Genomic DNA, 12,241 nt, shown 5'->3' on the forward strand with positions numbered 1-12,241 from the left:
TTTTTTAGCCGACTGTACGAAGGAAATCTTGAAAAGCAAGATCTGGATTATCGGTATTATTTGCTTGCAGAAAGGATTCGTAGTCTCCCGTAAAAACGATTTTTCCATTATGTAAAAAGTTAATTTGACAATCGATATAAGCTAACTCATGGAGAATATGTGTAGACATAATGACATAAACATCCTCTTTTTCGACCAATCGTTGCAGGGCATCAATAATAAACGTTTTGGAGCTTGGGTCAATGCCAGCAGTTGGTTCATCAAATATGTACAGTTTTCGGTCAAGTACTGTTATGGCTCGGATGGTTAACCATCGACGTTCCCCAACAGACATATCACCAAATTTTTTCGTCCACAATCGATCGAGCATGCCTTTTTCGCTTTCCTCTAGTCCATTGATAAATCGTTCCTTTAATGCTTTAAAAGGAGCTATTGAATCAGACTTTAAAATTAACCGAAGAAGGTCTTTCCCTTTTAATGCTGGTGGCAAGTAAATTCCTTGAAGCTGATAAACGATATCTTCATCATCAAAAGGAGGGTTAAATTCTGGAATGGAATGAACACCACTGATAACATCCAATAAAGTTGTTTTTCCCGCCCCATTCATACCAATAATCACATTCAATTTGTTTTCAGCTAATTCTAGCGAAACGTTTTCCAAAACGGATTGTATTTGTTTTTTATATGTGAAATTAATATTTTCTAATTTCATTGGCCTATCTCCCCTCCCTTGTTATAATATCAAGCTTCCTGTATCCGAAGAATCCAATGATACAATATAGCGCTAAAGAAAGGAACGTAAGCCAAATAATTTCATACGTTGTTCCAAGCAAACTATGATGTATTACTTCAGAAATATGTGTTAAAACAAAAGCTGGATTTAGATACACAATCAGATCGAGTATCGAGTTGGTATCCATACGAACGTTTGAGAAATTTACCAAGACTAACACCAAAATTGTTAGAACCGGACCAATTCCATTTGATTTTATGCGTAACGAAGAGGTAATAAGAAATAAAAGATAAATAGGAATCGTACAAACGACCAAAATAAGGAAAGCCGTAAGTAGTAGACTACCAACGGGTTGGCTATATAACATTCCACTGATAACAGTAAATAGAACGATATTAACAAGTAAAAAGAAGCATTGCGACAAAACCTTCCCAAAAACGATTGGCAATTTATCTCCCGAAATATAAGTGTACATTTTGAGAAAGTTACGATCACGCATCAGCAAAATTCCCATACCAATCCCATCCGCAGCTGTAATTAACACCATAAAACTCCAAAAGAAAAATAGATACGAGCTAAACTCAGTATATGTCATTGTATCTCTTTCATTATAGGAATTTAATAGAATAAATACGATTGGAAAAACGAGTGACCAAACGTAGGATAACTTATTATAGAAAACTTCTTTATTGAATAATAGAAAGTACTCATAGCTTTTTGTGATTTTCTCCACGTTCCTCCCCCTCTCCTTAATTTTCTATTATAAAGGATAAATAACTTAAAATTCCAATTTATTTGCCATAATTAACAAAAGCACTAGCGCCCTGTCTAGAGATGCAGAATGGATAGGAGTTTAACGAAGTAATAGCCCTTTTCTCAGTTGATTTCCTCTCGTTTCTACCGCTAATCTACCGCGATGCCTCCCCGATCCCCATTAATGAACAGCCAAAAGAAAAGTCCAAACCGTTTTCAATTCTATTTTAAGAATTGAGAAGCGTGTTCGGACTTTCCAAGGGCTATCACTTTGATTTTTTTATAAATGAAGTTGGGACATCTGCTTTAAATAATAATAATTTCCTAGTTGTTGGATGGTGAAAGGATAGTATTTTCGCATGTAATCCTAATCGTCTTAGGGCATTCGTTTTAGCACCATATTTCTTGTCTCCAACGATTGGGTGACCTAAATCATTCATATGGACCCGAATTTGATTTTTCCTCCCTGTCTCCAGCTGAACCTCTACCAATGAGAAATCCTGATTGGATTGAATAACCTTATAATGCGTTATTGCTTTTTGCCCTTGGTTATCTTCTGTGGAGTACATGAGATGGGTTTTTGTTTCTTTTAACCAAGAAACAATGGTGTCTTTTGGTTTTTCAACCTTTCCTTCTACTAAGGCCACGTATGTACGTTCTTTTACAATTCGTTTCCAATTATCCTGTAGTTTACGTTTTACCTCTTCACGCTTTGCAAACATCATCACCCCGGATGTCTCCTTATCCAGTCGGTGCACGACAAAGATCCGATTTTGTGGGTGCTGTTGGCGTACATACTCCATTAATTGGTTATGTGCCGTTTGCTGCTTTTCCTTTTTCGTAGCAATCGAAAGGAGCCCCGCTTCTTTGTTAATAACGATAATATCATCATCTTCATATAGAATCGACATCCCAATCAATTGGTCCTGTTTAATGGCTGCTTTATTTTTTAAAACCATAATTTGTTGTCCGGCTTTTAATGGATAATTGTGCTTCGTTTCCAAATGATCGTCCACCGTTACTTGTCCACGTGTTAAAATTGACTTCACCGAATTACGGCTTCGATTTGGCATCACTTTTAACAGAAACGGTAATAATTCCGTCTCTTCCTCTACGGTATAAACAAGTGAATTTTTCTTGTTTGCGTGTTTTTGCATATGAATAACTTCTCCTTTGGTAAGATCCTTCAATCCTCGTCGTTTACATCAATATCCTCTGGTATTGGTTCACTTAAATATTCTTGAATTAGTTTTCTATACTTTTCAACTTGGTCAAAATGTGTTGTGAATTGGTCTTTATTAATTAAGTATTGCTCTCCATCATGGATGGCCCGTATCCGTCCTTGAAGAACGAGTGCACTTACTTTCGTAGCTTCCATTGAAAGATATTCTGCTGTTTCATCAATTGATAAATACATATGTAAAACCCCTTTATCTTTCCATACTACCGTTAAATTCTTCCGTTCAAAATTTTCATCATAAGTTCATCACTAGGAAAATTATACAGCATTCGTTTATAAAATCACACATATAACATTCCTATAGAGTACCCGCTTCAAAAACATCTAATATAGAATGATCTATATTTAGATTTTACCAGTTACAAACTTCTTACTCTCTAACTCCCAAACAAATTTCTATTCAATAATATTTGTAAATGAAGAAGCTGCCATACTCATGACAGCTTTTTTTCAAATACAGAACTTTATCGATGAAGATAAAAATCTGGACTTACTGGATTATGGAGCTTTTTGTATTGCATATACCCACTAACTGAAATATTTAATGCTTTACACAGCATTTCAAGCGGATAGGCATCTTTTAGTTCATCAACCGCTTGATATTTTTCTTCTTCCCCTTGTACAACGATCTCGATATACTTTCTAAGTGCAGCTACCTCGGCTCTTAACTGAAGAATTTCACATTCTGTTGAGCTGCCCAAAATTTTCCGATCAAAAGCAGCCACTCCTTGAGATTTATATTTTTTTATCCATTCATATACATTATCCCGATGTCTAATCCCCAAATCTTCAATGACTTGCTGAACTGGCTCTTCTTCTTCTAGCACACGACGTATTGCCTCTAGCTTTACTTCCTTGCTATAGCGGCTATAGAGTTTTTTCTCCTTTTCCATAACCTCATCCCTCCAAGTTGCAATAATCTACTCTTCGTTTCAAGCAGATTTTACAATACGGGGCATTACACATTCATTACAAAACACGAATAATAAAAATAGACAGGAAGCCCACTTCAATGATTGAAAGTGGTATTCTTGTCTATTAAGTCGATACACTTTATTATACTAATACATCATGATACTCGGAGGTTTTCTCTAATTTATTTTTTGCGTACGAGCACTCTGGCCTAATTTTCTTCCCTTCTTCTCTAGCATAAGATACAACTTCTGCCACAAGCTTACCGGCCATGCCTTGTCCACGAAGCTGATCAGATACATACGTATGGTCTACTCGAATAGTAGAATCATTTTCCTGTGTAAAGGTGATTTCTGCTGACGGTTCTTGTTCGTTTTCTCCAACATAAAATTTACCGTTTCCTCTATGAATTGCCGTCATCTTACTTCCTCCTAATACCGTTTTCTACAATAAGTATAACATAAATCATTTTTCACTTTTGCATATAACGAAAAGAGAGATTTCGCTCTTAAAATCCAAGCTTATCCCAGTCAAACAATGAACCAGGGTCATTTTTTCGCTTTGGGGCATATTCATCATGTCCAACGATATGGTCTCTGTTTAAGTGAACGTCAGGATGTCTTACTTGTATGTCATCTAGTAGCTCCTTTAATGATTGATATTGATCCTCTGTAAAGCCAATAGATTGAGACGGTATAACCTCATAGGTCTGTTCATCTATAAGTGGTTTCATTTCATCTTTTGTTCCAATTGCTAGCAATTCAATTCCAATAGAATAATCATTCAGCTTATCTTCATAATTAGGTACAGTTGTTAACCTTCCAGCCCCAGCATGATAAGCAATGCGTTCTTCTGCAACAAGCTGATAGATATTACCTTTTCGATCAATAACATAGTGGGAAGACAATCCACTTGCTAAAAATATAGAATAAATGTCCTCTAATTTATAAGGATCATGCGGTTTTTCTACCGCATTACTCATATAATGAATCACTACATGTGTGACAGGTTCTAATCGAAATTCAGAGTTTTCAAGTGGCAGCAAGATTTCATTTACTTCTGCTTTAAAACGTTCCTCTTGTTGACTTTCTTCTACATCTTTCACCGTGATTGAGGATGATTCACTCCTTAAATGATGAATAAACAAAAATGCAACAATCCCCACACAGCATAAAATAAGATAAAATACGTTGCGCTTCAAAATGTGTCCTCATTTCTATCCATTGTAGCGTTTTTATACCATACATGGAGTGAAAAAACAACATTGCTTTCGAGTCTTGATCCTATTTTTCGTACTACCAATTATTTCTTAGGTCGATTGACATTATCTTTTGTTAAGTTTTTCTCTTTTTGAATAAACCAATAACCAATAATTCGCAGTTCAATTAAGGAAATCCCCCGCTTTTTGGCCACTTCCTCTATTAAGTGATTTTCAAAGTTCATTGTTTTTAAATGAACACCTTGTTCAATTTTATCCTGTATATAACAATAAAAACATCCTAATAGTTCATTTGATATTTTGTCATAAAAATTTCTACGTTTCACCCTACTACTTCTCCCTTTATACTTCTATTTTTCTCTCTATCTCTCTATACCCAAAAGAACAAAAGCGCAAGCGCCCGTTTAGCGACGTACGAACTGGGACGGCGATTACTCGCCAAACCGAAAACCTTTTGCACCTGGCCATGCCAGGTGGCTCCATATTGCCAGGCAAAGTGACGATTTTAATGGAGTATTCGTCATGCTTCGTTATTGCTGTATGTAAGCTTAACAAAACCAAATTTTTATTCTTTCATCTGCAAAATAAAAAAGCCAAAAAGAGGAGCGTTAAAGCTTCCTACTTTTTGGCTTATGGCTAGCTTATTTATCTAGCACATTGCTACCTTTTTGATTTGGGTTGATAATGAACAAAATGACACTTTTATCACGTTCAAAATCCCAAGCTGTAAATGAATCATCTATTTTCGCATCAAGAATGGATTCCATCCGTGTACTATTATGTAATAGGCGTTTTTCTACCCGCCTTTTAGCGGTTCGTAATACTTCTGTCTGGCCCATACGAATAAATTCTCGTTCAATTGTTACAAAGATACCCGTTCGAATAACTACAATTGTTCGTTCATTTAGTTTAATCGAAACGACTTCTTCAGGAACTTTTTGCGCCTGCTGACTAACATTATTAATCTCCTCATGAACCTCTTGTTTTCCTGGATAATCTAAGGTTGCAAGCTGGTCTAACTTCGCTGATTCAGGACAAATTGCCACAAACATTCCCGATTGATTTTGAAGATTCCAATCATAGTAGAATTCTTCAATCTCGCAGGCAGTTAGTAACTTCATATAGGCTTTAATTTCTGGGATTAAACTTTTCATTAGAATATCCCTAGAAGATTGTACAAAGCTTTCTTGTTTTTCACTCATAAGCACTTTTTCCATCGGTGATAAAAACTTTCGTAAATATACCGTTATAAATGGTTGCTTCACGGATACAAATACCGTTTCCGGTCCTCGACCAAAATTATCTCTTAATAGTTTACCTATGTAACTCGCTAGTTCTTTTTGAATTTGTTCCGTTTCCAAACGTAACATCCTTTTTCTATAGATAAAAGCATTGTTTTCTTTTATCCGAGTTTTCATTTTAATACCTAATAATAAGATTATCAACAAAATAAGAGAAAAATATTCCCTGCCAATTTCTTCATACTATTTAAAATCTTTAAATTCCTAATCTACAATATTAACGAATGAGGTATATCACATCATCGTATCTAAACTCCATTTATAATTAGCACGTTTGACAATACATTTCCAATAACAATTTTTTGAGATTCCTGTCAAAGAGGATTACAATGTGTTAAGAAAGGAGTTTTACAACATGAAACCACACTACCCATTACCAGAAAATATTGTTGATATATTAGAATCGAGAAGAAGAAAGACGAATGATTCATTTACGGATTTAATAAGAGGCGGTGGCTATGTTCCACCGAATATGGATTTACTAGTCGATGCGATCTCTGCATTAAGTATGGGGAAAAACGTTTTACTTAAAGGACCAACTGGCGCGGGAAAAACAAAATTCGCTGAATCCTTATCTCAGTTATTCAACCAACCAATGTTTAGTGTAAACTGTTCCGTTGATTTGGATGCAGAAAGCCTATTAGGGTTTAAAACATTGACTTATGAAGGGGAAAAACAAGTAATTGAATTCATTCCTGGACCAGTCATCAATTCCATGAAACACGGAAATTTTTTATATATTGATGAAGTAAATATGGCAAAACCAGAAACGTTGCCACTTATTAATGGCGTGCTGGATTACCGCAGAACGATCACAAATCCATTTACAAACGAAATCGTAACCGCAGAAGATGGATTTAACGTCATTGCAGCTATTAATGAAGGTTATGTAGGAACCGTTCCCCTTAATGAAGCATTAAAGAACCGATTCGTTGTCATTGAAGTACCATATATTGAAGGCGATCAATTACGAAATCTGATCCGTTCCAATACGAATTTAACGGATGATTCCATGATTGATTTATTTGTCACCCTATCAAGTGACCTTATTCATGCTGTTTCTCAAGGGAAACTATCGGAAGATGCGGCATCTATTCGAGCATTACTAGATGCATGTGACTTAAGTGCACTTATTCCAGCAAAACGGGCGATTCAGCGATCTATTGCCGATAAGTTAGATGAAGCGCGCGAAAGAGAATTTGTTCAAAATTTAACAGAGACGCTTTTCTAGATAGGAGAATTCGTAATGTTTCAATTTAATGATAAACGAGTTGATACGAACCTATTCCTACAATTGCAAGATCTATCAACCGTATTGTCTAGTGATCCTGAAATTGCTTTTGAATACAACTACGGTTCCTTTATTGATGTCGTGGAGCATAAAATAACTGCAAGTCGCTCCTTTTGGGATAATACAAAACAAGACATCAAGGAGGCTGGACTAAAGACAGATATCTTTTTGCGAGCCATTGGAACACTCAAATATACGAATATCCCTGCGATGAAAAACTATCGAGAAGAAATTCAAGAAGTTTCTATTTCCAAATTCGCTTCTCAATTGGTCGCTATTTTAGAGGATATTCGCTTAGAAGAAATTATTAAAAAAGAACGCCCAGGTACCAAAAGAGCTTTTGCCACACGTAGAAGCTATCATAAACAATACTTTGAAAGTCAATTGGCTACGAATGTAAACCGAAGCTATTCCACAGATGAATTATTTTGTCTGATTTATTTATTAATCTTATCAGATGTTCCAGACCCACGATTTCCAAAAGCGAATGAACGACAATTGGAAAAGCTAGAAAGATTAAAGCCAACCCTTTATTCGGTCTTTGAGGCAAAAACAACAGCTGATATCACCAACTTAGCAACCCAAATTGTTTTCCAGGTTGATCCTGATTACAAGGATACATTTAATGAATATTTCATCTTCCCAATTGTTCATATGGAAAACTATACAAGAAATACACTTTTTGACGAACTTACGCGAACAGACCCGTTATCAAATGACGATTTTGAAGAGGTTGATCAAGAAAAAAGTGAATATATCGATGAGAAGTTTTCCACATGGCATCGCGAAAATAAAAACGGAGATGGCAATCAAACCTTTTTACAATTTGAATTAGAACAAGGTACAAAGACAAGTCTTATCGGTGATGGAGCGAGAGAAACGGAGGAAGGCGATCAAGCAATGGCTTCCATCCAAGGTGCATCAGGTGAGAGCAAACAAAATGACTACTCAAAAATGGAATCTATGGAAAAAAAGGAATCCAATCAAGGACAGGAACAAAAGGAAGTACCTTATGGTGAAGAAAATAGAGATGCCGTTAAAATGGATAAGGTTGCTAATAAGCCTTCCGCAGAGGATGTGCAATTGTATGCGGAATACACGTATGACATCGAAGCTTATAAACGCAAGCTTTCAAAAACAATTCAAAAAACGTTAGAGCATAAGAAGAACTCTCCCCGTAAAGACTTATTATTTGGTCGACTGTCTAGAAAGCTATTACCAATTGTAGTTGATAATGATCGAAGAATTTTCTATAAGAAAAACAATGAATCCAATGAAATAGATGCGGTATTCTCCCTTCTCGTTGACTGCTCCGCATCCATGCACAATAAGATGGAAGAGACAAAAAAAGGAATCGTATTATTTCACGAAGTACTAAATGAATTAAAAATTCCTCACTCGATTACCGGATTTTGGGAGGATGCCAACGCAGTAAAAGAAGGGTATCAACCTAATTATTTTCATCGAATCCACGCATTTTCCGACTCTTTTTATGAAGATAATGGTCCTAAGATCATGCAACTAGAACCGGAAGAGGATAATCGTGATGGATTTAGCATTCGCGTCGCGACAAAAGAATTACAAAGTCGTAGAGAAAAGAATAAGTTTTTATTGGTATTCTCTGACGGCGAACCAGCTGCTTCGAATTATGAACAAAATGGGGTTGTTGATACGAATGAAGCAGTAGCTGAAGCACGTAAAAGAGGTATTGATGTAGTCGGCATGTTCCTGGCAGATGGAGAGGTTCAAGAGCACGAAGACCTAACCATGAGGAACATCTATGGACGAGAAAGGCTGATGATCCCAAGCGTCGCCGAATTACCCGAACACTTCGCACCACTACTAAAAAAACTACTACTAAAAAGTCTATAAAGGTGCCAGGCACTTGTCAAAAATTGACAAGTGCCTGGCACCTTTTTTATTCGATTGTGACTGGGGTTCCGATTGGGATTTGATTATAAAGCCATTCGACATCTTCGTTGAGCATTCGAATACAACCTAAACTAACATGCCCACCAATGGATGTAGGATCATTTGTGCCATGGATTCCATATACCGTTCCGTCTGTTCCAGGGACATTAAGTCCAATCCATCTACTTCCTAATGGATTATCAGGATGACCTCCTGGAATCCCTTTGGAACTGTACCACGGTTCCTCAATTTTATTGACGACATTAAAGTCCCCTTCTGGCGTCATGGAAACATCCTTCCCTGTTCCAACAGAGAAACTCCTAACCTCATCCCCATTTTGAAATACCGTTAGCTGATTTGTTTTTTTATTTATACGAATAGAAAAGGATGATGTTTCCACCGATGCTTCGCTAGATTTGCGTGATCCTTGGACAGGTACATCTTTTTCTAACAAGGAAGGACTAGGGATATGTATAGCAGTGCCAAATGGCAAATGATCCGGATTCTGAAGGTCATTATATTTTGCTAAAGCTCCCGTATAGGCATCTGTATTGTAATATTTTCTACTGATTCCTATTAGAGACTCTCCCTGCTTGATGGTATGCTCGATCATATAGTCAGGATCTGGTATATTCAGCTGCATTCCTACTTGGATCTCTTTAGCAGGATTTGTAATATTATTATAAAGCTTAATCTGTTCCTGATAGCTACTATCCGAAAAATACAACATCGTAATACTGTATAACGTCTCGCCTTCCTTTACCGTATGCTCTAAAACATAATCGGCTGAAATTTCTTTATCAATTGGAGTAGTTTGTTGTTGTTCCGTAACTTCTTCATTTTTCTCACTAGAATTAGCTTCCTTTTTTCCGTTTTCTTCCTTTCGCTTTTGATCTGAAATAGTAGTAAGATTTAATGTCTCCACTTCCTCTAGTATTCCTTGTTTTTTCTTTGGCTCTTTTATGGAGCTTTCTGCGTGACTTGGTAATGACCGCCCTATTTCATCCATTTGTATCACATACCAAAGCACTATTCCAAGCAAAGCAATCAACAAGAAGAGCAAAAAGATCATGAAGTTATTCCTCTGCCTCTTATGTCGCTTTGACCTCGGAAGATAGAAATTTTCATTATTTCCTTCTGACAATACCCACACCTCTTCGTACTTGATTAAGAACATTAACATTATAACGGAATAGTGTGAAAAAAACATCACTTTTTGTCAAAATAGTACTTATCATTTGTTAAATAGCATCATTTTAACTACAAATATAAGCGAAACCATAAAATTCCACATCCATTGCACTATAAAATTTATAGTTATTTGTTCCTAAAAAAGAACAACCGGAGTGTTGGGTATTTTTTCACTTTGGTGTCATACTAATAAAAAAAGTCGAATGATGGAGTTGATGAAAATGGGTGCCATTGAACGAAATGGTTATCGATTTGAACCCGAGTATAGTGTGATTCAACAAAACGGAGCAATCCATGTTTATCACAAAGGGGCATTTGTGGAAGAAGTCACATTCTCTTTCTCAGGAAAATATCCCGAACCAGCTAAAATTGAGGAACTTGTCGAAGACTACTGTGAAGAGCATGGAATATAAGTTAGGTAGTCCTTGTATGGGAAATCCATAATTTTCCTAATAAAAAAGGTGAGAGGAAATTACTTGCTCCTCTCACCTAAATACCTACTTAACTTGTTTGTAATTTTTATGGTTAACAACAGTCTTGATTGGTTCTCCGGTTTTTTTGTTCTCTCCGATATTAATAATAACCGAATTTTCACGAACCATTAAAACCTTACCTAATTCACCCTTGTATTCACCTTTAACTACCTCGATTATATCTCCTTCGTCAGCCTTATTAACCGGAGCCTTGTTTTCTTCTACTACATTTTCGTCTGCCATACTTCTCTCTCCTTTTTAACAATAGCATTTTTAGTGTATATTAAGTAGATGATTTCATACGGAGAGTTTTTCTATCTTTGTAAACTATCCTGTGTTATTTTATCATGTGAAATATTGTAAACCAACAGATAAATTTATATTCAATATTGCAACCAGTTGAAATTATCGGAACGGACACTGTTGACTTAATAATAAGTGGTATAAACTACAATCATTCATTTTCATTACTTCATGCAATAGAGATTAACTGGAAAAGACCCTAAATTCGGATACTTCTTCACGAAATCAGAGTCTTATCGTTATATATTGACCTTATGTCCTTTGAAAGATGTGAACATCTTTAGATATTTTATTTATTGATCCGATTGATTTATTAACGTTTCGTCCTCATCTACTAATCCTAAAGAAAATGCTTTTTCCATTATTTCTTTTACTTCTAAGGTGCGCTGTGGGTTGCTCGTATAATGCAATTGAGCTTCTAGAGCATTTCGGTGGAAAGCAGACATTTCTCTAGCCTTTTCTTGATCAACTACTTTGTCCTCCTTAAGATATTGTTGAAATTCAGCAAAAGAAATATCTTTTGGTTGACCTCCTAAGCTTTCTCCATTTTGTAATTGATTTCGTAAATGAGCTGAAATTGTTAAACGACTATATGCTGCAAACTGGGTATTGTCTGGTGTAATTCTCATTTCTTATTTCCCTCCTGTTTCGTGATATGATGATTTAACTTAACTATAGTTAACGTGGGACTACTAAACAACTTGAACCAAAATTGAATCTGAGTATATGTTTTTATGGGGAGATATAATTTCCGCTAAACATCTAGCTTCCCTATTATGTATCCTCTACGAATACTATGTTATATCACCCTTCAACAAAAAACAACAATTTTCTGATTATAATTCAAGCCTTAAACACTTTTGTGAAATCAAATTACTCCTTTCAAAATCTCCTCTAGCGTTTGGTTACAATTC

The 12,241-nt window shown here is 35.9% G+C and carries 15 protein-coding genes; 3 read left to right on the forward strand and 12 right to left on the reverse strand.

Going from position 1 to position 12,241, the window contains the following annotated elements; all coding sequences use genetic code 11:
- Positions 1-4 precede the first annotated feature (4 nt).
- From BMX40_RS11730 to BMX40_RS11770, 9 genes are all read right to left on the reverse strand, one after another.
- Entirely contained in the window at positions 5-712 is a 708-nt protein-coding gene (locus BMX40_RS11730; protein WP_090870102.1) for an ATP-binding cassette domain-containing protein, read from the reverse strand.
- A gap of 4 nt (positions 713-716) precedes the next feature.
- Entirely contained in the window at positions 717-1,466 is a 750-nt protein-coding gene (locus BMX40_RS11735) for a hypothetical protein (protein WP_090870105.1), read from the reverse strand.
- A gap of 286 nt (positions 1,467-1,752) precedes the next feature.
- Positions 1,753-2,643, reverse strand: a complete 891-nt coding sequence (locus BMX40_RS11740) for an RluA family pseudouridine synthase (RefSeq protein WP_090870107.1) — start codon at positions 2,641-2,643, stop codon at positions 1,753-1,755.
- A gap of 29 nt (positions 2,644-2,672) precedes the next feature.
- Positions 2,673-2,903, reverse strand: a complete 231-nt coding sequence (locus tag BMX40_RS11745; protein WP_090870109.1) for an excisionase family DNA-binding protein — start codon at positions 2,901-2,903, stop codon at positions 2,673-2,675.
- A 287-nt stretch (positions 2,904-3,190) separates the two neighbouring features.
- The gene (locus BMX40_RS11750) at positions 3,191-3,619 is read right to left on the reverse strand and encodes a transposase (protein ID WP_090870111.1); all 429 of its coding nucleotides are present in this window, start codon (positions 3,617-3,619) and stop codon (positions 3,191-3,193) included.
- 163 nt (positions 3,620-3,782) lie between these two features.
- A complete protein-coding gene (locus BMX40_RS11755) occupies positions 3,783-4,058 on the reverse strand; it encodes a GNAT family N-acetyltransferase (protein ID WP_090870113.1) in 276 nt (91 codons plus the stop codon).
- An 88-nt stretch (positions 4,059-4,146) separates the two neighbouring features.
- On the reverse strand, positions 4,147-4,839 hold the full coding sequence (locus BMX40_RS11760) for an N-acetylmuramoyl-L-alanine amidase (protein WP_090870115.1): 693 nt from the start codon (positions 4,837-4,839) through the stop codon (positions 4,147-4,149).
- A 101-nt stretch (positions 4,840-4,940) separates the two neighbouring features.
- A complete protein-coding gene (locus BMX40_RS11765) occupies positions 4,941-5,183 on the reverse strand; it encodes a hypothetical protein (RefSeq protein WP_090870117.1) in 243 nt (80 codons plus the stop codon).
- Positions 5,184-5,498: 315 nt separating this feature from the next.
- Entirely contained in the window at positions 5,499-6,218 is a 720-nt protein-coding gene (locus BMX40_RS11770; RefSeq protein ID WP_090870119.1) for a Na-translocating system protein MpsC family protein, read from the reverse strand.
- A 295-nt stretch (positions 6,219-6,513) separates the two neighbouring features.
- Here BMX40_RS11770 and BMX40_RS11775 point away from each other — a divergent pair, with 295 nt between their 5' ends.
- Both BMX40_RS11775 and BMX40_RS11780 read left to right on the forward strand, forming a co-directional pair.
- A complete protein-coding gene (locus tag BMX40_RS11775; RefSeq protein WP_090870121.1) occupies positions 6,514-7,389 on the forward strand; it encodes an ATP-binding protein in 876 nt (291 codons plus the stop codon).
- Positions 7,390-7,404: 15 nt separating this feature from the next.
- Complete coding sequence (locus BMX40_RS11780; RefSeq protein WP_090870123.1) at positions 7,405-9,321, forward strand: vWA domain-containing protein; 1,917 nt, start codon at positions 7,405-7,407, stop codon at positions 9,319-9,321.
- Positions 9,322-9,367: 46 nt separating this feature from the next.
- Here the strand turns inward: BMX40_RS11780 and BMX40_RS11785 are convergent, their stop codons facing one another.
- Complete coding sequence (locus BMX40_RS11785) at positions 9,368-10,504, reverse strand: L,D-transpeptidase family protein (RefSeq protein WP_170840767.1); 1,137 nt, start codon at positions 10,502-10,504, stop codon at positions 9,368-9,370.
- Positions 10,505-10,772: 268 nt separating this feature from the next.
- On the opposite strand from BMX40_RS11785, the gene BMX40_RS11790 reads away from it, so the two are divergent.
- Positions 10,773-10,964 carry a YbxH family protein gene (locus BMX40_RS11790; RefSeq protein WP_090870127.1) on the forward strand — a complete coding sequence of 64 codons (192 nt, stop codon included), beginning with the start codon at positions 10,773-10,775 and terminating at the stop codon, positions 10,962-10,964.
- Between the two features lie 84 nt (positions 10,965-11,048).
- Here BMX40_RS11790 and BMX40_RS11795 read toward each other — a convergent pair whose 3' ends face one another.
- Together BMX40_RS11795 and BMX40_RS11800 are read right to left on the reverse strand one after the other, a co-directional pair.
- Positions 11,049-11,267, reverse strand: coding sequence for a DUF2187 family protein (locus tag BMX40_RS11795; RefSeq protein WP_090870129.1), 219 nt, complete (start codon positions 11,265-11,267; stop codon positions 11,049-11,051).
- A gap of 353 nt (positions 11,268-11,620) precedes the next feature.
- Entirely contained in the window at positions 11,621-11,956 is a 336-nt protein-coding gene (locus BMX40_RS11800; protein ID WP_090870131.1) for a hypothetical protein, read from the reverse strand.
- Between the last annotated feature and the right edge of the window lie 285 nt (positions 11,957-12,241).

The sequence above is a fragment of the Oceanobacillus limi genome, assembly GCF_900111445.1.
Taxonomy (GTDB): Bacteria; Bacillota; Bacilli; order Bacillales; family Amphibacillaceae; genus Ornithinibacillus; species Ornithinibacillus limi.